The organism is Streptomyces gilvus (assembly GCF_022513565.1).
In the GTDB taxonomy this organism is placed as follows: Bacteria; Actinomycetota; Actinomycetes; order Streptomycetales; family Streptomycetaceae; genus Streptomyces; species Streptomyces gilvus.
Window position 1 is genome coordinate 187,012 of the sequence record NZ_JAKWBE010000011.1, and the last position, 20,358, is coordinate 207,369.

Sequence of the window (20,358 nt, forward strand, 5' to 3'; positions counted from 1 at the left end):
GGATGAGGGCAACGGGGACCCTGGGAATTCTCGGAGGAACGGGAACAGTGGGCAACAGAAGGCGCGTCGCCGAGCGACGGAAGACCAGGCCCGCCGTCATCGGCGGGATGATCGCCGTGGTCGTCGGCGGCGCCGGCTTCGGCGTCTACGCGCTGTGGGGCGGCGGGGCCGCCGCCGACGACCGGGCGTCGTCCTCCTCCAGCGCCGACCACAAGCCCGTCAAGACCGGCCCGCTGTCCGCGACCGAGGTCCGGACGACCGCCACGACGTTCCTCACCTCCTGGCAGCAGGGGAAGGCCGCGCAGGCCGCCGCCGTCACGAACGACGCCACGGCGGCCGGCTCGCTGCTGACCGGCTACACCAAGGACGCCCACATCACGGGCGTCACGATCACCCCCGGCACCCGCGTCGGCGACAAGGTGCCCTTCTCCGTGAAGGGCACGGTGTCGTACAAGGGCACCAGCAAGCCGCTCGCCTACCAGAGCGCGCTGACGGTCGTCCGGAACAAGGCGGACGGCAAGCCGCTGGTCGACTGGCACGCCGCGGTCGTCCACCCCGACCTGGAGGACGGCGACAAGCTGGTCACCGGCGAGTCCGGAACCCCGCCGGTCAAGGCCTACGACCGTGACGGCGGTGAGCTGACCACCGCCAAGTACCCGTCGCTGGGGCCCGTCCTGGACGGCCTGCGCGAGAAGTACGGCAAGATCGCCGGCGGCAAGGCGGGCGTCGAGCTGGACGTGGTGCGGGGCACGGCGTCCCAGAAGGCCAAGCTGTCCGACAAGACGCTGCTGACGCTGACCAAGGGCACGCCGGGCTCGGTGAGGACGACGCTCAGCCCGACGTTCCAGGCCGCGGCCGAGCAGCAGGTGACCAAGCAGGCGAAGTCGTCGGTGGTGGTGATGCGGCCGTCGACGGGTGAGATCCTCGCCGTCGCGAACGCCTCCCACGGCTTCAACGTGGCCTTCCAGGGCTCGCTCGCGCCCGGCTCCACGATGAAGATCGTGACCTCGACGATGCTGTTCGAGAAGAACCTGATCACCCCGGACGCCTCGCACCCCTGCCCCAAGACGTACAAGCTCGCCGGGTGGACCTTCCACAACGACGACGACTCCGAGATCAAGCAGGGCACCTTCAAGCTGGCCTTCGGCGCCTCCTGCAACAACGCCTTCATCAACTTCGCGCCGAAGCTGACCAACAGCTCCCTGACCGAGGAGGCCCAGCAGGTCTACGGCCTCGGCATGAACAACTGGGCCATCGGCGTCCCGAGCTTCGACGGCTCCATTCCGGTGCAGAGCGGCGCGCAGATGGGCGCCTCGCTGATCGGGCAGGGCGGGGTGCGGATGAACCCGCTGAACATGGCCTCGGTCGCGGCCACGGTCGAGTCGGGCGTCTTCCGCCAGCCGTACCTGGTCTCCCCGAGCGTCGACCACCGCACCCTGGGGAAGGCCTCGCGCACGATGTCCGCGAAGACGCAGGCCGAGCTGAAGGAGGTCATGCAGTACACGGCGGCGTACGGCACGGCGGCCAAGGCGATGGCGGGTCTCGGCCCGAACTACGGCGCCAAGACGGGCTCCGCGGAGGTCGACGGCCAGAAGAAGCCGAACGGCTGGTTCACCGCGTACCGCGGCGACCTCGTCGCGGCGGGTGTGGTCCAGGCGGGCGGCCACGGCGGCGACACGGCCGGACCGATGGTGGCGACGCTGCTGAGGATGGGCGGCTGACCCGCAGCGGAGGGGGTGCCGGCCGCATGGCGGGCGCCGTCAGCCGGTGACCGGCGCGGTCGCCAGATAGGTGCGGCGCAGGAACCTCATCAGGGTCTTGGTCTCGAACTGCACGACCGAGACGCCCTGCGCGGAGTGCAGTTCCACGACGGCCTGCACCCGCCCGCACGGCCAGACACGGACCTCGCCGCTGCCGACCGGGGCGCGCAGACCCTGTTCGAGGAGGGAGCGCGAGAACGTCCACTCGTGCGTCCCGGGGAGCCTGACCCGTATGGAGCGCGGGTCGGAGTCGGGGTCGTAGCGCAGGACGACGGGAATCGTCTCGTCCTCCGGTATCGCGGCGTCCGTGACGATGTGGGCTCGTGCGTACTGTTCGACTACGGACATCGTGACGGCCCTCTCACGCTGCGTTACCTGTGTGGATGCTGTGCGTCCACCCCCCTCTCCAATGTCCCATATTTTCCCGATCGCGCCCCTTGACGTCGGGCATCTCACACCACGATCCACGAGGTTCTGGCTCTTGCAAAGTCTTCGCAATAACCCTCTATGATCGGACGGTGCATGTACCTGACGGATTCATCGACGCCCCCACCTCCGCCGCGACCGGCGTGGTCGCCGCGGCCGCGGTCGCGGTGAGCCTACGCGGTGCGCGCCGGGAACTGGACGAGCGCACGGCACCGCTGGCCGGACTGGTCGCCGCGTTCATCTTCGCCGTGCAGATGCTGAACTTCCCCGTGGCCGCGGGGACCAGCGGCCATCTGCTGGGCGGTGCGCTGGCCGCGATCCTCGTCGGGCCCTTCACCGGGGTGCTGTGCGTGTCCGTGGTGCTGCTCATGCAGGGCGTCCTCTTCGCGGACGGCGGACTGACCGCGCTCGGCGTGAACATCACCGACATGGCGATCGTCACGACCGTCGTGTCGTACGCCGTCTTCCGCGTCCTGGTGAAGGTGCTCCCGGGCGGGCGACGCTCGGTCACGGTCGCGTCCTTCGTCGCCGCGCTGGTCTCCGTGCCGGCCGCCGCGGTCGCCTTCACGCTGATCTACGCCGTCGGCGGCACCACGGACGTCTCCCTCGGCAAGGTCGCCACCGCGATGATCGGCGTGCACGTGCTGATCGGCGTGGGTGAGGCGGTCATCACGGCGCTCACGGTGGGCGCGGTGATCGCCGTGCGCCCGGATCTCGTGCACGGCGCGCGCGGTCTGCGCCGGCGACTGCAGCTGCGGGTGGACGGCGCGCTCGTCGACGTGCCCGCACCCGAGGGGGCGCGCACGGCGCCCGTCGCGGCACGCACCTCCCGCCGCGCCCTGTGGATCACCGGCCTCGTCACCTCCCTCGTCCTCGCCGGCGTCGTCAGCTTCTACGCCTCCTCCAACCCCGACGGCCTGGAGAAGGTCGCCCACGACAAGGGCCTCGACACCAAGACCGAGAAGCACGCGTCGGCGGACTCCCCGCTCGCCGACTACGGGGTGAAGGACGTCGAGAACGCCCGCCTGTCCGGGGGGCTGGCGGGCGTGATCGGCGTGGGCGTGACCGTGGTCGCGGGGAGCGCGGTGTTCTGGGTCGTGCGCCGACGGCGTACGCCGGACGTCTCGCCGACGAGCACGAGCGCCGTCTGACATGGGCGCGGATGGGGGTACCTCCCGCGCGAGCGCATTCGAGCGTGGGGGAGCACACCGGCTCTACCGGCACGCTCACTCCCCCGTGCACGCCCTGCCGCCCCACACCAAGCTGGCGGCGGCCTTCGGGTTCGTGGTGGTCGTCGTGTCGACCCCGCGCGAGGCGATGTGGGCGTTCGGCGTGTACGCCGTTCTGCTGGGCGTCGTCGCGTACCACGCGCGCGTGCCGGCCGGGTTCCTGCTGAAGCGGCTGCTGATCGAGGTGCCGTTCGTGGCCTTCGCGGTGCTGATGCCGTTCGTGGCGGAGGGCGAGCGGGTGGACGTCCTCGGGCTGTCCCTGAGCGTGAACGGCCTGTGGGGCGCGTGGAACGTGCTCGCCAAGGGCACGCTGGGCGTCGCCGCGTCCGTACTCCTGGCGTCCACCACCGAACTGCGCGAACTCCTCCTCGGCCTGCAGCGGTTGAGGCTCCCGCCGCTGCTGGTCCAGATCGCGTCCTTCATGATCCGTTACGGCGACGTCATCACGGACGAGATGCGGCGCATGCGGATCGCGCGGGAGTCGCGCGGGTTCGAGGCGCGGGGCGTGCGGCACTGGGGGGTGCTCGCGAAGAGCGCGGGCGCCCTGTTCATCCGCTCCTACGAGCGCGGGGAGCGCGTCCACCTGGCCATGGTCAGCCGCGGCTACTCCGGCTCGATGCCGGTCATCGACGAGGTGACCGCCTCCCGCGCGCAGTGGTCGTACGCCCTCGCGCTGCCCTCCGCCGCCCTTGTCGTCTGCCTGCTGGGATGGACCCTGTGACCACCGCTCCCGCCTCCCTCGAGGTCTCCGGCCTCGCCTTCGCCTACCCCGACGGCCACCAGGCCCTGTTCGGCGTGGACTTCGTCGTCGCGCGCGGCGAACGGGTCGCGCTGCTCGGCCCGAACGGCGCCGGCAAGACCACCCTCGTCCTGCACCTCAACGGCATCCTGACCGGCGGCGCGGGCACGGTGACGGTCGCCGGACTGCCCGTCGGCAAGCGGCACATGGCTCAGATACGGCGCCGGGTCGGCATCGTCTTCCAGGACCCGGACGACCAGCTCTTCATGCCGACGGTCCGCGAGGACGTGGCCTTCGGGCCCGCGGCGGCCGGGATCAGGGGCGCGGAACTGGAGGCACGCGTGCGTGCTGCGCTGGAGCAGGTCGGCATGGAGGACTTCGCGGACCGGCCCCCGCACCACCTCTCCTTCGGGCAGCGCCGCCGGGTCGCCGTGGCGACCGTCCTCGCCATGGAACCGGAGATCCTCGTCCTGGACGAGCCCTCCTCCAACCTCGACCCCGCCTCCCGCCGCGAACTGGCCGACATTCTGCGCGCGTTGGACGTCACCGTCCTCATGGTCACGCACGACCTGCCGTACGCCCTGGAGCTGTGCCCGCGCTCCCTGATCCTCAGCGACGGCGTGATCGCCGCGGACGGCCCCACCGGCGAACTCCTCTCCGACGACGCCCTCATGCGCGCCCACCGCCTGGAACTGCCCTTCGGCTTCGACCCGCGGTCCGTGACAATGGGCGCGTGACGAACCAGGACGAGGACGAACCCGCAGCCGGGTCGCTGCTCCTCGAGGACCAGCTGTGCTTCGCGCTGTACGCCGCCCAGCGCGCCGTGACGGCCGCGTACCGCCCGGTGCTGGAGGAACTCGGCCTCACCTACCCGCAGTACCTCGTCCTGCTCGTGCTGTGGGAGCGCGGCGAGACGACGGTGAAGGAGCTCGGCGCCGCCCTGCGCCTCGACTACGGCACGATGTCGCCGTTGCTCAAGCGGCTGGAGAGCGCCGGGTTCGTGCGCCGGGAGCGCGCGGCCCACGACGAGCGCTCGGTGCTCGTCGCGTGCACGGGGCGCGGGGAGGAGCTGAGGGAGCGCGCGGCGCGCGTCCCCGGCGCGCTCCTGGCGGCCACCGGGCTGGACACCGCGGGGGTCGCGCGGCTGCGCGAGGAGTTGCGGCAGCTCGCCCACAGCCTCACCCCGTGACCTCGGGCCGTGACCTCGGGCCCTGACCTGGGGCCCTGACCTGGGGCCCTGACCTGGGGCCCTGACCTCGGGTTACCCCCGGTCGCTACCCCCCGGTAACCCACCCCCGACCTACCGGCCAGTACCTTGTGCACGATGTACTCGCGCGCACTCGAAGTAGGGGGCCAGCCATGAGTGACGACACCGCCGTCGGCACAGCCGTCGACACCCGTCCGACAAAGATCATGTACGTCGCCGAGGCGACCGCGCACGGCGGCCGGGACGGCTATGTCACCAGTCAGGACGGCCAGATCGAGCTGAAGGTCGCTATGCCGCCGCAGCTCGGCGGGGACGGCAACGGCACCAACCCCGAGCAGCTCTTCGCGGCCGGCTACAGCTCCTGCTTCCACAACGCGCTGATCCTCGTCGGCAACCGCGAGGGCTACGACCTGACCGGTTCGACCGTCGCCGCGAAGGTCGGCATCGGCCCGAACAAGCACCGCGGCTACGGCCTCGCGGTCGCCCTCAGCGTCTCGCTCCCCGTCCTGGACCCCGGCATCGCCGCGAAGCTGGTGGACGCGGCGCACGAGGTGTGCCCGTACTCGAACGCGACGCGCGGCAACATCGACGTAACGATCCTGCTGGGGTAGCGGCACCCGGGAATCGCAGGCTGTGCGGGGGTGTTGACCCCCCAGTCGCAGGTGATCCGGAGGGAAGTGCGGGCGTGGACGTGAACGGCGCAGTCGCCGAGGGCTTCGAGCCGGTCCGGGAAGCGTTCGTGCGGAACTTCGAGCTGCTCGGGGACCGGGGCGCGGCGGTCGCCGTGTACCGGGACGGGCACAGGGTCGTCGACCTGTGGGGCGGCACGAAGGACGTCGACGGCGCCGAGCCGTGGGAGCACGGCACCGCGCAGATCGTGCGCTCGGCGACCAAGGGCGTCGCCGCCGCCGTACTCCTGCTGCTGCACCAGCGAGGAGAGCTGGACCTGGACGCGCCCGTCGGGGAGTACTGGCCGGAGTTCAAGGCGGCCGGGAAGGAGCGCACGCGGGTGTGGCACCTGCTGGCGCACCGGGCCGGCGTTCCCGTGCTGGACCATCCGCTGACGCCCGCCCAGGCCGCGGACCCGGCGCTCGGTGCGGAGGCGGTCGCGGCGCAGGCGCCGGTGTGGGAGCCGGGGGCGGAGCACGGCTATCACGCGCAGACCTACAGCTGGCTGACCGGTGAGCTGGTGCGGCGGATCACCGGCCGGGAGATCGGCGAGTGGATCGCGGCCGAGATCGCGGGTCCGCTCGGCGCGGACCTCTGGCTCGGCCTGCCGACCGGTGAGGAGGCCCGGGTGGGCCGCGTGGGCGAGGCCCACCCCCCGGCGGAAGCGGCCGGTGTGCTGCGGACCCGCCCCAAGCGGGCCGTCGCCGACGCCTACGCCGACCCCGACTCCCTCACCCGCCGCGCCTTCGCCGCCATCACCCCGCTCCCCGACGAGAACGACCCCGGCTACCGCGCCGCCGCCCTCCCCGCCTCCAACGGCATCGCGACGGCGGACGGGCTGGCCCGTTTCTACGCGTCGCTGACCGGCGAAGTGGACGGCGGCACACGCCTGTTCACCCCGGAGACGACGGAACTCGCCCGCGCCGGGCGCAGCGCCGGGCCCGACCGTGTGCTGGTCGTCAACACGCGCTTCGGCCTCGGCTACATGCTCCACGGCGCCGCCTCCCCGCTCCTGACCCCCGCCTCCTTCGGCCACCCCGGCCGCGGCGGCGCCCTCGGCTTCGCCGACCCGCAGACCGGCATCGCCTTCGGCTACGTCACCAACGGCTTCAGGAAGTCGGTGACGGCGGACCCGCGGGCACAGGCGCTGGTACGGGCGGTACGGGACGTAGTGGCCGTGTAGCGAGCCGGCGTGCGTCACATGGCACTGGGCGCGTCACACATGGATCGGATGCGAGGTCCGCCCCGAGGCCGAGTCGATCTCCCCGTGCGCCTTGGTCAGCAGCTGCATCGCGATCTCGTTCAACGCCCGGGCACCGGCGATCTCCTCCCCCACCTTCGGCTGATGGGAGTCGGTGTGGTGCCGGGTCGCGTGTCCGTGGGCCCGCACCTCGCTCCCATCCGGCAGCCGGACGAGCGCGACCGCCTCGGTGTGCTGCTCGTCCTCCCGGAACTCCAGCTCGACATGCCATCCCACAGTGGTGTGCATCATGACGATCACCTCCGGAACACCTGCTTCCAGAGTGCTCCTCGAAGGGCCGTCCCGCACGCACCACCCCTACCCGGCCCGCAGCATCAGCCCGATCCCCCCTCTACCCGGCCCGCAGCATCAACCCGATCCCCGCCACCAGCAGCACCGCCGCCGCCATCCGGGGCGCCCCGAAGCGCTCCTTGAAGAACACAGCGCCGATGGCGGCGCCGACGATGATCGACGACTCGCGCAGGGCCGCGATCGGAGCCAGTTCCGCCCTGGTCTGGGCCCACAGGACCAGGCCGTACGCGAGTACGGACAGCGCGGCGCCGAGCAGGCCGAGCGCGGCGAAGGGCCGTAGGACGGTGGTGAACTGTCCGCGTCGGCGGTACAGGGCGTACGCCGGGATCGCCAGGCCCTCCACCGCCATCAGCCAGGCGATGTAGCCGAGGGAGGAGCCGGAGGCGCGCACGCCGAGGCCGTCGACGACCGTGTACCCGGCGATGGTCAGACCGGTCGCGAGGGCCGCGCCGATCGCCGCCCAGTCGGGCCGGCTGCCGCGCAGGCCCCACAGGGCGACCCCGGTCAGGCCCGCGCTGGACAGGGCGATGCCGGCCGCGGCCCAGCCGTCCGGCACCTCGTGCGCGAAGACGGCGGCGAGCAGCGTGACCACCAGGGGCGCGGTGCCGCGGGCGATCGGGTAGGCCTGTCCGAAGTCACCGAGGCGGAAGGACCTCATCAGCAGCACGTAGTAGGCGAGGTGGATGACGGCCGAGACCGCCAGGTAGGGCCAGGCGCCCGCCGCCGGTACCGGGACGAACGGCGTCATCGCCAGCCCGATCAGCGATCCGCCGCCCGCGATCAGGGTGAAGCCGACCAGCTTGTCGGTGATGTGGTGGGCGATCGCGTTCCAGCTGGCGTGGGTGACCGCGGCGGCCAGGACGGCCGAGGCGACCAGCGGCGTCACGAGGTGCGCTCGCGCACGTCCACGAGGGTGGCGCCGGCGTGGGCGACGAGGTCCTCGGGCTCCATCGGGAAGACGCTGTACGGCGTCCCGGCCGCCGCCCACACCACGTCGTGCGCGAGCAGTGAACGGTCCGCCAGCACCCGTGTCCTGGTCAGGTGCCCGAAGGGCGGCACACCGCCGATCGCGTACCCGGTGGTCTCGCGTACGACGTCCGCCTTGGCCCGCGTCACCTTCCCGGCGCCGAGTTCCGCGCGCACCAACTCGACGTCGACCCGGGAGGCCCCGTCCATCAGGACCAGCACCGGCACCCCGTCCGCCGCGAAGATCAGCGACTTGCAGATCTGGCTCAGCTCGCACCCGATCGCCTCGGCGGCCTCCGCCGCGGTACGGGTCGCCTCCGGGAAGCGGCGGACACGGGCGTTGAGGTCGTCGAGGCCGAGCTCCTTCAGGGCCGCGGCGAAACGTGGATGGGCTGCCGATTCCAAAGCCGTCATGCACGGCACGCTAGCGGTACGTGTACGCGGCAGGCGACCGGGTTTGACCGGGTCAGCCGCGCTGACCGAACGTCACCTCCTTGGTCTCCGTCACCGCCGCCGTCCGCCCCGGCGCCCCCTGCCAGCGCCAGTACAGGTTCGTGTGCGCGATGACCTGGTCCGGCGGCGGGGCGCCCCACTCGCGCTGGTCGTTGGCGGTGTGCGCGTCGGCGACGAGCGTGACGTCGTAGCCCCGGACGAACGCCCCGTGGATCGTGGAGCGTATGCACGCGTCCGTCTCCGCGCCCGTGACCACGAGGTGGCCGACCCCCGCCTCGGCGAGGACCCGCTCCAGGTCGGTGGCCTCGAAGGAGTCGCCGTAGTTCTTGTGCACCAGGGGCTCGGAGTCGCGGCGCGGCAGTTCGGGCACGTACTGCCAGTCGTCGCTGTCTTTCTCGAGCCCTTCGTCGGAGTGCTGGACCCAGACGACGGGAACGTCCTCGGCGCGGGCCTTGTCGACGAGGGCGGCGATGTTGGCGACGACGGTGTCCCGCTCGTGCGCGGACGCCACGACGCCCTGCTGGACGTCGATCACCAGCAGGGCGGTGTTGGGACGTTCCTGAAGTGTGGTCATGGGGTCACGCTAGACGGGACCACTGACAATCGCCCCGGATCACGCCCACGGCCCTCGAATCCGGCCCCCGACTCCGGCCCTCGAATCCGGCCCCCGACTCCGGCCCACGGATCAGGCCCACGACTCCGGCCCACGGATCAGGCCCACGACTCCGGCCCACGGATCAGGCCCACGGAGCGCCCGCCGCCGTCTGCCGCGCCGCCCGCGCCTGCGCCCGTGCCCGGCGTCCCGTGACCAGGCCGCCCGCCGCGCCCAGGGAGACCAGGCCCATCGCGCAGGCGCCGACGACGCCCTTGACGCCGTCCATCGTGAGGTACATCGCCACGGCCGTGGCGCCGTTGAAGAGGAACAGGAACCACAGGGTGCCGGGGCGGCCCAGGAACGCCTTGATCCGGGGCTTCTTCGCGATCCGCGAGCCCGCGATCAGCGCCACGACCGCCCCGGCGCCGCTCGCGGCGTTCTTGGCGGTGCCGTCGAGCACCGAACCGGCCGCGGTGCTCGCGGCGAGGCCGGCCACGAAGAAGCCCCCCAGCAGGACGTCGGCGACGGCCTTGCGGACGGCGGCGGCGAAGGGGGTGGTGACGGACGTCGTGGACCGGGCGTGCTTCATGGGAGGGGGCCTTTCGGGGAGGGGGTCCGCCGGCGGACTCGCCGACGTGTTCCACGATCCCGTCCGGCGCCCCGCGCAACGAGGGAGCGGCCTCCCGAACCCGGGGTGTAGCGCACTACACCCCGCGGCTCAGGAGGCCGCCGCCGGCTCCGGAAGGCTCAGGCCCGCACCAGCTCCCGGTCCTCGTCGGGGTCGGCGTCCTTCGTTCCGTCCGGGGACTTCAGGCCCTCGCCCTCGACGTCCACGTTGGGCAGCGCCCGGTCCAGCCACTTCGGCAGCCACCAGGCCCTGCGGCCGAGCAGCGCCAGCACCGCCGGGACGATCGCCATGCGGACGACGAACGCGTCGAAGAAGACGGCGATCGCGAGGCCGAAGCCGATCATCTTGATCATGGACTCGCTGGAGCTGATGAACCCTCCGAAGACGGCCATCATGATGACCGCGGCGGCGGCCACCACCCGGGCGCTGTGCCGGAACCCGGTGACCACGGCCTGGCCGGGCGTCTCGCCGTGGACGTACGCCTCCCGCATCCGGGTCACGAGGAACACCTCGTAGTCCATCGCGAGACCGAAGACCACGCCCACCATGAAGATCGGCATCATCGACATGATCGGGCCGGTCTGTTCGACCCCGAGGAGCCCGCCGAGCCAGCCCCACTGGAAGACCGCCACCACGGCGCCGAGCGCGGCGAGCACGCTGAGCAGGAAGCCGAGGGCCGCCTTCAGCGGGACCAGGATCGAACGGAAGACCACGATCAGCAGCAGGAACGCGAGCCCCACCACCAGGCCCAGATACGGGATCAGGGCGTCGTTGAGCTTCTGCGAGAAGTCGATGTTCATCGCGGTGGTGCCGGTGACCAGCACCTGGGCGTCCGTGTCGGCCTTGATGTCCGCGCCCTTGGCACGGATGGCGTGGACGAGGTCCTCGGTCTGGGCGGAGGACGGCTTGGACTTCGGGATGACGGTGATCACGGCGGTGTCGCCGGCCTTGTTGAACATCGCCGGGCTCACCGTGGCGACATCTCCCAGGCGCTTGATCTCGGCTGCCACCTTCGCGACCGCCGCCTTGGGGTCGTCGCTGTTCCTGGCGTCGGTGACGGTCATCAGGGGCCCGTTGAAGCCCGGCCCGAAGCCCTCCGACAGCAGGTCGTAGGCGCGGCGCTGGGTGGTGGAGGTCGGCTGGGAGCCGTCGTCGGGCAGGCCCAGTTCGAGCTGGGTGGCGGGTACGGCGACGGCGCCGAGGCCGACGACTCCGAGCAGCAGGACCGCGGCGGGACGGCGGACGACGAAGCTCGCCCAGCGTTCGCCGAGGCCGGGCTTGCCGGGCAGGTCGGAGGCCTTCTTGCGCCGCTTCTCGCCCGCCGCCCGTACCCGCCGGCCCGCGTATCCGAGCAGCGCCGGGATCATGGTGAGGGCGATGAGGACGGCCACCACGACCGTGCCCGCCGCCGCGAGGCCCATCTTGGTCAGCATCGGGACGCCGACGACCGACAGGCCCGCCAGCGCGATCACGACGGTGAGGCCCGCGAAGACCACCGCCGAGCCGGAGGTGCCCACGGCGCGGCCGACCGCCTCCTCGCGGTCGCGGCCCTCGGCCAGCTCGCCGCGGTAGCGGGAGACGATGAACAGGGCGTAGTCGATGCCGACCGCCAGTCCGATCATCAGGGCCAGCGTGGAGGTGCTGTCGCCGAGGTCGAGGGCCTTGGCGAGCGCGGTGATGGTGGAGACGCCGATGCCGACGCCGATGATCGCCGTCAGCAGCGGCAGTCCGGCCGCGACGAGCGAGCCCAGTGTGATGACGAGGACGATCGCGGCGATGACGAGGCCGACGACCTCGCCGGCCGCGCCCGCTTCGGCCCCGGACTGCAGCGCGTCACCGCCGACCTCGACGGTCAGCCCGGCGTCCCGCGCCTGCTGGGCGGTGTCCTCCAGGGCGGTGCGGGAGGCGTCCTTGAGCTCCATGCCGGATTTGTCGTACCGCACGGAGGCGTAGGCGACCGTGCCGTCCCCGCTGACGGCGTGCGCCTTGAAGGGGTCGTCGACGGAGGTGACCTCGGAGCCGTCGGCCAGCTCCTTCACCGTCTTCTCGACGGTCGCCTTGTTGCCGGCGTCGGTCATCTTCTCGCCGGCCGGCGCCTTGAAGACCACGCGCGCGGTGGCGCCGTCGGAGCTGGTGCCGGGGAAGCGCTGGTCCAGCAGGTCGAAGGCCTTCTGCGCTTCGGTGCCGGGGATCGAGAAGGAGGTGGAGCCGGCGGAGGGGGCGCTGGCCGCAGCGACCCCCGCGAGGGTCAGCAGGGCCACCCAGAGCAGGGCGACGAAATGCCGTCGCCTGAAGGCGAACCGGCCGAGTCGATAGAGGAACGTGGCCACGGAGGCGTACTCCCGGTCAGGTCGTGGGGTCTTTCAGGGCAGGGGTGACCACCCACGGGGAGGCAGGGGTGATCGTCCCGACGACGTGAGCGGTGACGTCAGGTGCTGGGGAGAGGGTGGGGAGGGGTCAGACGCCGAGGGCGGGGAGCACCACGGCGTCGATGTACGACAGGAGGAAGGCCTGCGTCGGCGGCTGCTCGTCGATCATCGTGCGGGCGGCGAACCCGCCGATCATCATGTGCATCACGTAGTCGATGGCGGGGTTGTCCGCTCGGACCTCGCCCCGGTCGACCGCCCGCTGCAGCACCTTGCGGAACTCCGCCATCTCGGGCTCGATCAGATACTCCTTGAACGCCTTCAGCAGGTCCGGGTTGCCATGGATGGCCATGGCCAGACCTCGCATGAGCGCGGAGTTCTGCTCCATCTCGCAGTCGTCCGACGCCATCGTGAGCGCGTGCAGGTCACCCCTGAGCGAGCCGGTGTCGAACGAGCCGAGCGACCCGCCCGGCTTGTTGTGCCGCACGGCCTTCGCCACCAGCTCGGCCTTGCCGCCCCACTGGCGGTAGAGCGTGGCCTTGCTGGACTTGGTGCGCGCGGCCACGGCGTCCATGGTGAGGGCGTCGTAGCCGACCTCCCTGAGCAGGTCGAGCACGGCCGCGTACAGCTCGGCCTCGCGCTCGGGCGTGATCCGACTGCGACGCGCGGTCGCGACCTCAGTCATGCCACTCACCTTTCCGCTCGGGGGGTGCCTTCCTCGTACACCATGAACATACCCTGAGAACGAGCGAAACGAAACCGTTTCGTACGTGCGCTGGCTCACGTGTGTGAAGGATCAGTAAGTATCCACAAGTTGCTCTGACCCATCCAGGGGAAAAGCATGGGGAGGTGAGCTATCTGCGCCTGCCGCACCTGAGCGGCGACCTGTTGACCTTCGTGGCCGAGGACGACCTCTGGCTGGCTCCCCTCGACGGCCCGGGCCGCGCCTGGCGCCTCACCGTGGACCGTACGAAGACGGGCCACCCCCGCTTCTCGCCCGACAGCGCCATGATCGCGTACACGAGCTGGCGCAGCCTGGTCCCCGAGATCCACGTCGTGCCGGTGGACGGCGGCCCGGGACGGCAGCTCACGTACTGGGGCTCTGCCGACACCCAGGTCTGCGGCTGGGACCCGGGCGGCACGATCCTCGCCGTCGCCTCCCACGGCGAGCCCTTCTCCTACTTCACCTGGGCCTACAAGGTCACCCCCGACGGCTCCCCCGGCCGGCAGCTCCCCTGGGGCCCGGTCTCCGACATCCAGGTCGCCGACATCGCCGGCGAGCGCAGAACGCTCCTGCTCACCGGCACCCCGCCGCACGAACCGGCCGCCTGGAAACGCTACCGGGGCGGCGCCACGGGCCGCCTGTGGCTGCACGGCGAACGCCTGCTCGCCGACCTCGACGGCCACCTCCACTCCCCCATGTTCGTCGGCGGCCGGATCGCCTTCCTCTCCGACCACGAGGGCATCGGCAACCTCTACTCCTGCGCCTACGACGGCTCCGACCTGCGCCGGCACACCGACCACGACGCCTTCTACGCCCGGCACGCCTCCAGCGACGGCACGCGCGTGGTGTACCAGTGCGCCGGGGACCTGTGGATCGTCGACGACCTCTCCGCCGAACCGCGGAAACTCGACGTACGGCTGAGCGGGCCGCGCGCGGGACGCCGTACGTACCAGGTGCCCGCGGGCCAGCACGTGGACGGCATCTCGGTGGACGAGACGGGCCGGGCCGGCGCGGTCGTCGTACGCGGCAGCCTGTACTGGCTGACCCACCGCGACGGCCCCGCCCGCACCCTCACCGACACCCCGGGCGTACGGGTCCGCCTCCCCGAGATGCTGGGCTCGACCGGCCAGGTCGCCTACGTGACCGACGCGGAGGGCGAGGACGCGATCGAGATCGCCTATCTGCCGCGGGCCACAGGAGACCGCGAGCCGCGCAGGCTCGCCTCCGGGCAACTGGGCCGGGCGCTGGAGCTGGTCTCCGATCCGCAGGGCGAACGTCTCGCCATCGCCTCGCACGACGGACGGCTCCTCCTCCTCGACGCCACGGAGGACTCCAACGGCGAGGTGACCGAGCTGATCCACTCGGTCAACGGCCCGGTCCGCGACCTCGCCTTCTCCCCGGACGGGGCGTGGCTGACCTGGTCGCACCCGGGGATCGGGCGGACCCTGCGCCAGATCAAGATGGCCCGCATAAGGGACCGCCACGTCATCGACGTCACCGACGGCCGCTTCGAGGACGAGGGCCCGGTGTTCACCCGGGACGGCCGCTATCTGGCGTTCCTGTCCTGGCGCGGCTTCGACCCGGTGTACGACGTCCACACCGGGGACCTGTCCTTCCCGCTCGGCTGCCGGCCCTACCTGGTGCCCCTGTCCTCGGCCACCCCCTCCCCCTTCGCGCTGAACCCGGAGGGCCGGCCGGCCGCCGGGGGCCTGGATCCGGTGGAGGAGGACGAGGGCGACGGGGCCGTGACCGTGGAGGTGGAGGGCCTGGAGAGCCGGGTCACCCCGTTCCCGGTCGCCGCCTCCAAGTATTCCTCGCTGTACCCGGTCGCGGGCGGCGGGCTGGTCTGGCTGCGCTGGCCGATCTCCGGCGCGCTGGGCGAGACCTTCGCCAACCCGGACGACACCACCGGCCGTCCGACCCTGGAGCACTTCAACATCAGCAAGGCGAAGAAGTCCGAACTCGTCGAACACCTCGACTGGTTCGCGGTCAGCGGCGACGGCACCCGGCTGGTCGTGGTCGACGAGGGCGACCTGCGGGCGGTCCCCTCCACCGAGTCCGGTGACGGCGACTCCACGGTCTGGATCGACCTGCGCCGCATCCTGCACGAGGTCGACCCGGCCGCCGAGTGGCGCCAGTCCTACGCGGAGGCGGGCCGGCTGATCCCCGCGTACTTCTGGGACCCGGGGATGTGCGGCGTCGACTGGAAGGGGGTCCTGGAGCAGTACCGCCCGCTGGTCGAACGGGTCGCGTCCCCCGACGACTTCGCGGACCTGCTGCGCGAGGTGCTCGGCGAACTCGGCACCTCCCACGCCTATGTCACGGCCGCCCGCCGCAACGAGGGCCCGCCGCACTACCAGCGCTGGCAGGGCCTGCTCGGAGCCAACTTCGTACGCAGGGACGAGGGCTGGGTGGTCAAGCGGATCCTCCCCGGCGACTCCTCGGACTCCAAGGCGCGTTCCCCGCTGGCCGGTACCGGCATCCGCGAGGGCGCGGTCCTCACCCACGTCGACGGCCGCCCCGTGGACCCGCTGACCGGCCCGTACCCGCTGCTCGCGGGCGCCGGCGGCACGACCGTGGAGCTGACGTTCACCCCCGCGGAGGGCGAGGCGGGCCGCTCCCGCCGGGTCGCCGTGGTTCCCCTGATCGACGAACGCCCGCTGCGCTACCAGGACTGGGTCGCCAAACGCCGTGCCGTCGTACGGGAGTTGAGCGCCGGACGCTGCGGCTACCTGCACATCCCGGACATGGGCGGCTCGGGCTGGGCCCAGTTCAACCGCGACCTGCGCATGGAGGTCTCCCGCCCCGCGCTCATCGTCGACGTGCGCGGCAACGCGGGCGGCCACATCAGCGAACTGGTCGTGGAGAAGCTGACCCGCACGATCCTCGGCTGGGACCTGACGAGAAACGCCCAGCCGGTGTCGTACGCCTCGAACGCCCCGCGCGGCCCGGTGGTCGCCCTCGCCGACGAGGCGACCTCCTCCGACGGCGACATGATCACGGCCGCCTTCAAACTCCTCAAGCTGGGCCCCGTCGTGGGCCAGCGCACCTGGGGCGGAGTGGTCGGCATGACCGGCCGCCACCGCCTGGGCGACGGAACGGTGATCACCGTGCCGATGAACGCGGCCTGGTTCGACGCGTACGGCTGGGGCGTGGAAAACAGGGGTGTAACCCCCGACCTGGAAATCCTCCGCACCCCTTTGGACTGGGCGGAGGGCCGCCACGCCCAGTTGGACGACGCCGTACAACTGGCCGTGGACCTCCTGGAGACCAACCCCCCGGCAACGCCTCCGGATTACAGCAACGTCCCAGACCGTTCACGTCCAAAGCTGCCGCCCAGACCAACCCCCTGATCCAAAGTGGGGCGCCCCGACACACAGGGCACCCCACCTTGTCGGCCAAAGCCAAGCGCAGCGGCTACGCCTCGAAGTCCTCGAGCGGCTCCTCCTCGCGCCGCATGCGGTCCGACTCCTCGTCCCGCATCCGGTCACGGTCACGGTCGCGGTCCTGGCCCGGGCCCTGGCCCTGCTGACGGCCACGCTGACCCTGCTCACGGCCCTGCTGGGCCTTCTGCTTGGCCTGGTCCTGCAACTGCTGCGACTTCTCCTGGAACTGGTCCTTCATACCCATGTGGGTTCACTCCCGTTGAGGGTGAGGGGAAAGGCCCTTGATCGGGCCTCGACCAGATTCACACGACCCGACAACCCTCGCATTTCGATCAGTTACGCTGCGTAGCCCGAGCCGCCTCGTCCGCCGCCCCACCTGCGCCGACGAGGCCGCCGCGCATGCCCTCCAGCCGTGACCCGAACCGCCGCATCTCCCGCTGTCCGACGGTCCCGATGATCCCCGGCAGGTATCCGCGCACGCCCTGCATCCCGCGCAGCCACCACTGCCCGTACACATGGCTCGACCGCCGCTCGATCCCGGCCACGAGCCGGTCCACGGCCGGCCCCAGCGGGTACGTCTTGTTGGACGGCCACGGCAGCCGCTGCCGCAACTCCCGCATGACCTCGTCCTGGTCGGCGCCGCGCACCATGTCCGTGTCGGTCCAGGACAGATACCCGACCCCGACCCGTACGCCCTTGTACCCGACCTCGGCCCGCAGGCTGTGCGCGTACGCCTCCACACCGGACTTGGAGGCGCAGTACGCGGTCATCATCGGCGCCGGGGTGATCGCCGCGAGGGACGCGATCTGCAGCAGATAGCCGCGGCTCTCCATCAGCACCGGCAGGAACGCCCGTGCGGTGACGGCCGATCCGATGAGGTTGACCTCGATCACCCGCCGCCAGGCCTCCGGATCGGAGTCGACGAAGGGCCCGCCGGTCGCGACGCCCGCGTTGGCGACGACGATGTCGACCTTCCCGAACCGCTCCTTGACCTCGGCGGCCACCCGGCTCATCGCCTCGTGGTCGGTGACGTCGGCGTACCAGTGGTCGCTGTCGCTGTGCAGCCGCCCGGAGACCTGCTTGAGGGCGTCCGGTTCCAGCCCGACCAGCGCCACCTTGACCCCGCGCGCCGACAGTTTGCGCGCGAGCAGTTCGCCGACCCCGCGCGCGGCGCCGGTGACGACCGCGACCTGCCCCTCCAGGCTCACCCTGCTCATGCACCCTCCTTGATCGTCACGTACGTCGTCACCAGGTCCCGGATCCGGCCCGTGACCAGCTCCGGCGCCTCCACCGGGGTCATGTGGCCGAGCCCCGGCAGCTCGGTCAGGCCCACGCAGTCGGGCAGCGCCGCCACCAGCGCCCGCGCCTGCACGGGCGGGGTGAGCCGGTCGGCGGTCCCGACGACGACGGCCGTCGGCACCCTCAACTCCCGTACGGCGTGGTCGAGATCGAGCAGGTCCAGCACCTGCGACCAGGCGTGGCGCACGGTGCGCGGGCAGGCGTACACGATCCGCGCGCACGCCTCCACCATGTGCGGCGCCGAACCCGGGCCCATAGTCCCGTACTTGAGGATCCGGCGCGCGAGGGGCGTGACCGGTCCGAGCGGCGCGCGCGAGCCGAGGATGTGCCTGGTCAGCCAGGTCCGCAGCGCACCGGCCCCCATCGGTACGACGGTCGACTCGGCGACCAGCCGTGAGGACCCGGTGCTGCACAGCAGGACGGCGGCGACATGCTCCCGGAACCCGGGCCGCCCGCTCGCGGCCATCACGGTCATGCCGCCCATGGAATGTCCGGCGACCACGGCCTGCTCACCGGGGATCAGGGTCGCGTCGAACACGGCCTCCAGGTCGTCCGCGAGGGCCTCCGTGCTGCAGGCCGGGCTCGCCGGGCTGCGCCCGTGGCCGCGCTGGTCGTAGGCGATGACGCGGTGGTCGACGGCGAGGTCCCGGATCTGGGCCGCCCAGAAGGCGGTCGAACAGGTCCAGCCGTGGGCGAGGACGACGGCGGGGGCGCCGTCCGGGCCGTGGACCTCCACGTGCAGCCGGGCGCCGTCGGCGGAGACGGCGGTGAGTTCACGGTTCGGGGCGGGCGGGGCGTACGGCCCGGAGGCCACGGCGATCGGGCGGCTCACGCGCCCACCTCCGCGGCCGACGCGGCGGGGACGCGCAGGAGTTCGTACTCGGCGAGATCGACCCGCCGGGTGGCCCGCCGGAACTCGGTCGTGGTCCCGGGCCAGATGGTGGTGTTACGGCCACTGGGGTCGAGGTACCAGCTGGTGCAGCCGCCGGTGTTCCACACCGTCCGCCGCATCCGCTCCTGCACCCGGCGGTTCCAGGCGGCGACGGCGGCCGGCCGGGCGTCCAGGGCCGCGCGGCCGCCGAGGACGCCCAATTGGCGCAGGAAGTCCGCCATGTAGTTCAGCTGGGACTCGATCACCAGGATCATCGACGAGTTCCCCAGGCCGGTGTTGGGCCCGATGATCGACAGCCAGTTCGGGAACCCGGCGGCGGACGCCCCGCGCAGGGCCTCCATCCCGCCCTTCCATGCCTCGGCGAGGGTCTTGCCCTCGGCGCCCACGACCCGTTCGGCGATGGGCATGTCGGTGACGTGGAAGCCCGTACCGAAGATGATCGCGTCCACCTCGGCCTCGCTCCCGTCGGCGGCGACGACCGTGGAACCGCGGATCTCGGCCAACCCGCTCGCCACGACGTCGACGTTGGGCCGGGCGAGCGCCGGGTAGTACTCGCTGCTGAGCAGGATCCGCTTGCAGCCGATGCGGTAGTCGGGCGTCAACTTGGCGCGCAGGGCCGGGTCCTTGATGGCACGGCCCATGTTCCGCCTGGCCAACTGCTCCACGAAACCGAGTTCGTCGGGATGCTTGGTGAACGCCTGGACCTGCAACTCCCGGATGCCCCACAGCAGTCCGCGCCGGGCCTTGGCGGTGAAGGGCAGCGCGCGGTGCAGCGCCCGTTCGGCCCCGGTGATGGCACGGTCGACGCGGGGCAGCACCCAGGGCGGGGTGCGCTGGAAGAGGGTGAGGCGGCCGACCTCCGGCTGGATCGCCGGCACGATCTGGATGGCGGAGGCGCCCGTCCCGACCATCGCGACCCGCTTGCCGCGCAGGTCGTGGTCGTGGTCCCAGCGGGCGGAGTGGAAGACCTTGCCGGGGAAGGAGTCCAGCCCCGGGATCTCGGGGATCTTCGGGTCGGACAGCGGCCCGGTGGCGGAGACGACGACGTCCGCGGAGAGCGATCCGGAGCTGGTCTCGATGTCCCACCGGAGCTTCGCACCGTCCCAGGTCATCATCTTGACCTCGGAGTCGAAGCGGAGGTGCGGGCGCAACCCGAAGACGTCCGTCACATGCTCCAGATAGGCGCGGATGTGCTCCTGCCCGGAGAAGGTGCGCGGCCAGTCGGGATGGGGCGCGAAGGAGAACGAGTACAGATGGGACGGCACGTCGCACGCGCACCCGGGATAGCTGTTGTCCCGCCAGGCGCCGCCCACGCTCCCGGCCCGCTCCAGCACGACGAAGTCGGTGACACCCTCGCGCCGCAGCCGTACGGCGGCCCCGAGCCCGCCGAACCCGGACCCGATCACCGCCACCCGCACATGCTCGTGTTCGGCCATGCCGTCGCCCTTCCTCCGCAACTCCGCCAGT

Annotated in this window: 20 protein-coding genes; 8 read left to right on the forward strand and 12 right to left on the reverse strand. The window is 71.8% G+C overall.

Annotated elements, in window-relative coordinates:
• The first annotated feature begins 47 nt into the window (after positions 1–47).
• Positions 48–1,721 (forward strand): penicillin-binding transpeptidase domain-containing protein, encoded by a 1,674-nt coding sequence (locus MKW14_RS19205; RefSeq protein ID WP_240863810.1) that lies wholly within the window; start codon positions 48–50, stop codon positions 1,719–1,721.
• Positions 1,722–1,760: 39 nt separating this feature from the next.
• Here the strand turns inward: MKW14_RS19205 and MKW14_RS19210 are convergent, their stop codons facing one another.
• Positions 1,761–2,108, reverse strand: a complete 348-nt coding sequence (locus MKW14_RS19210; RefSeq protein WP_240863812.1) for an SsgA family sporulation/cell division regulator — start codon at positions 2,106–2,108, stop codon at positions 1,761–1,763.
• Positions 2,109–2,278: 170 nt separating this feature from the next.
• Here MKW14_RS19210 and MKW14_RS19215 point away from each other — a divergent pair, with 170 nt between their 5' ends.
• The 6 genes from MKW14_RS19215 to MKW14_RS19240 all read left to right on the forward strand — a co-directional run bounded on the left by MKW14_RS19215 (position 2,279) and on the right by MKW14_RS19240 (position 7,213).
• Positions 2,279–3,337 (forward strand): energy-coupling factor ABC transporter permease, encoded by a 1,059-nt coding sequence (locus tag MKW14_RS19215; RefSeq protein WP_240863814.1) that lies wholly within the window; start codon positions 2,279–2,281, stop codon positions 3,335–3,337.
• 1 nt (position 3,338) lies between these two features.
• On the forward strand, positions 3,339–4,136 hold the full coding sequence (cbiQ, locus tag MKW14_RS19220; protein WP_240863816.1) for a cobalt ECF transporter T component CbiQ: 798 nt from the start codon (positions 3,339–3,341) through the stop codon (positions 4,134–4,136).
• Positions 4,124–4,891, forward strand: coding sequence for an energy-coupling factor ABC transporter ATP-binding protein (locus MKW14_RS19225; protein WP_240863818.1), 768 nt, complete (start codon positions 4,124–4,126; stop codon positions 4,889–4,891). The genes cbiQ and MKW14_RS19225 overlap by 13 nt, the downstream gene beginning before the upstream one ends.
• Positions 4,888–5,343, forward strand: a complete 456-nt coding sequence (locus MKW14_RS19230) for a MarR family winged helix-turn-helix transcriptional regulator (RefSeq protein WP_240863820.1) — start codon at positions 4,888–4,890, stop codon at positions 5,341–5,343. Before MKW14_RS19225 ends, MKW14_RS19230 begins: the two co-directional genes overlap by 4 nt.
• Positions 5,344–5,513: 170 nt before the next feature.
• The gene (locus MKW14_RS19235) at positions 5,514–5,972 is read left to right on the forward strand and encodes an organic hydroperoxide resistance protein (RefSeq protein WP_240863823.1); all 459 of its coding nucleotides are present in this window, start codon (positions 5,514–5,516) and stop codon (positions 5,970–5,972) included.
• Positions 5,973–6,046: 74 nt separating this feature from the next.
• Positions 6,047–7,213 (forward strand): serine hydrolase domain-containing protein, encoded by a 1,167-nt coding sequence (locus MKW14_RS19240; RefSeq protein WP_240863824.1) that lies wholly within the window; start codon positions 6,047–6,049, stop codon positions 7,211–7,213.
• Between the two features lie 33 nt (positions 7,214–7,246).
• On the opposite strand, the gene MKW14_RS19245 is transcribed toward MKW14_RS19240, so the two are convergent.
• The 7 genes from MKW14_RS19245 to MKW14_RS19275 all read right to left on the reverse strand — a co-directional run bounded on the left by MKW14_RS19245 (position 7,247) and on the right by MKW14_RS19275 (position 13,275).
• On the reverse strand, positions 7,247–7,522 hold the full coding sequence (locus tag MKW14_RS19245) for a DUF1876 domain-containing protein (protein WP_240863825.1): 276 nt from the start codon (positions 7,520–7,522) through the stop codon (positions 7,247–7,249).
• Between the two features lie 100 nt (positions 7,523–7,622).
• Positions 7,623–8,468 carry an EamA family transporter gene (locus MKW14_RS19250; RefSeq protein ID WP_240863827.1) on the reverse strand — a complete coding sequence of 282 codons (846 nt, stop codon included), beginning with the start codon at positions 8,466–8,468 and terminating at the stop codon, positions 7,623–7,625.
• Complete coding sequence (locus tag MKW14_RS19255; protein ID WP_240863830.1) at positions 8,465–8,962, reverse strand: YbaK/EbsC family protein; 498 nt, start codon at positions 8,960–8,962, stop codon at positions 8,465–8,467. The genes MKW14_RS19250 and MKW14_RS19255 overlap by 4 nt, the downstream gene beginning before the upstream one ends.
• A 52-nt stretch (positions 8,963–9,014) precedes the next feature.
• A complete protein-coding gene (locus MKW14_RS19260; RefSeq protein WP_240863832.1) occupies positions 9,015–9,575 on the reverse strand; it encodes an isochorismatase family protein in 561 nt (186 codons plus the stop codon).
• A 163-nt stretch (positions 9,576–9,738) separates the two neighbouring features.
• A complete protein-coding gene (locus tag MKW14_RS19265; RefSeq protein WP_240863835.1) occupies positions 9,739–10,185 on the reverse strand; it encodes a hypothetical protein in 447 nt (148 codons plus the stop codon).
• 158 nt (positions 10,186–10,343) lie between these two features.
• Positions 10,344–12,554: an MMPL family transporter gene (locus tag MKW14_RS19270; protein ID WP_240863837.1), complete on the reverse strand. Its 2,211-nt coding sequence runs from the start codon at positions 12,552–12,554 to the stop codon at positions 10,344–10,346.
• 127 nt (positions 12,555–12,681) lie between these two features.
• Positions 12,682–13,275 (reverse strand): TetR/AcrR family transcriptional regulator, encoded by a 594-nt coding sequence (locus MKW14_RS19275; RefSeq protein ID WP_240863839.1) that lies wholly within the window; start codon positions 13,273–13,275, stop codon positions 12,682–12,684.
• A 164-nt stretch (positions 13,276–13,439) separates the two neighbouring features.
• On the opposite strand from MKW14_RS19275, the gene MKW14_RS19280 reads away from it, so the two are divergent.
• On the forward strand, positions 13,440–16,667 hold the full coding sequence (locus MKW14_RS19280) for a S41 family peptidase (RefSeq protein ID WP_240863841.1): 3,228 nt from the start codon (positions 13,440–13,442) through the stop codon (positions 16,665–16,667).
• A 64-nt stretch (positions 16,668–16,731) separates the two neighbouring features.
• Here the strand turns inward: MKW14_RS19280 and MKW14_RS19285 are convergent, their stop codons facing one another.
• From MKW14_RS19285 to MKW14_RS19300, 4 genes are all read right to left on the reverse strand, one after another.
• A complete protein-coding gene (locus tag MKW14_RS19285) occupies positions 16,732–16,944 on the reverse strand; it encodes a hypothetical protein (RefSeq protein ID WP_240863844.1) in 213 nt (70 codons plus the stop codon).
• Positions 16,945–17,032: 88 nt separating this feature from the next.
• Positions 17,033–17,917 (reverse strand): SDR family oxidoreductase, encoded by an 885-nt coding sequence (locus MKW14_RS19290; protein ID WP_240863846.1) that lies wholly within the window; start codon positions 17,915–17,917, stop codon positions 17,033–17,035.
• Positions 17,914–18,831, reverse strand: a complete 918-nt coding sequence (locus MKW14_RS19295; RefSeq protein ID WP_240863848.1) for an alpha/beta fold hydrolase — start codon at positions 18,829–18,831, stop codon at positions 17,914–17,916. The genes MKW14_RS19290 and MKW14_RS19295 overlap by 4 nt, the downstream gene beginning before the upstream one ends.
• Positions 18,828–20,327, reverse strand: coding sequence for a flavin-containing monooxygenase (locus tag MKW14_RS19300; protein ID WP_240863850.1), 1,500 nt, complete (start codon positions 20,325–20,327; stop codon positions 18,828–18,830). The genes MKW14_RS19295 and MKW14_RS19300 overlap by 4 nt, the downstream gene beginning before the upstream one ends.
• Between the last annotated feature and the right edge of the window lie 31 nt (positions 20,328–20,358).

Coding starts and splice junctions, on each gene's coding strand:
- MKW14_RS19210 (WP_240863812.1), bottom strand. CDS start 2,108: ATGTCCGTAGTCGAACAGTACGCACGAGCCCACATCGTCACGGACGCC.
- MKW14_RS19275 (WP_240863839.1), bottom strand. CDS start 13,275: ATGACTGAGGTCGCGACCGCGCGTCGCAGTCGGATCACGCCCGAGCGC.
- MKW14_RS19265 (WP_240863835.1), bottom strand. CDS start 10,185: ATGAAGCACGCCCGGTCCACGACGTCCGTCACCACCCCCTTCGCCGCC.
- MKW14_RS19245 (WP_240863825.1), bottom strand. CDS start 7,522: ATGATGCACACCACTGTGGGATGGCATGTCGAGCTGGAGTTCCGGGAG.
- MKW14_RS19255 (WP_240863830.1), bottom strand. CDS start 8,962: ATGACGGCTTTGGAATCGGCAGCCCATCCACGTTTCGCCGCGGCCCTG.
- MKW14_RS19300 (WP_240863850.1), bottom strand. CDS start 20,327: ATGGCCGAACACGAGCATGTGCGGGTGGCGGTGATCGGGTCCGGGTTC.
- MKW14_RS19225 (WP_240863818.1), top strand. CDS start 4,124: ATGGACCCTGTGACCACCGCTCCCGCCTCCCTCGAGGTCTCCGGCCTC.
- cbiQ (WP_240863816.1), top strand. CDS start 3,339: ATGGGCGCGGATGGGGGTACCTCCCGCGCGAGCGCATTCGAGCGTGGG.
- MKW14_RS19285 (WP_240863844.1), bottom strand. CDS start 16,944: ATGGGTATGAAGGACCAGTTCCAGGAGAAGTCGCAGCAGTTGCAGGAC.
- MKW14_RS19260 (WP_240863832.1), bottom strand. CDS start 9,575: ATGACCACACTTCAGGAACGTCCCAACACCGCCCTGCTGGTGATCGAC.
- MKW14_RS19235 (WP_240863823.1), top strand. CDS start 5,514: ATGAGTGACGACACCGCCGTCGGCACAGCCGTCGACACCCGTCCGACA.
- MKW14_RS19290 (WP_240863846.1), bottom strand. CDS start 17,917: ATGAGCAGGGTGAGCCTGGAGGGGCAGGTCGCGGTCGTCACCGGCGCC.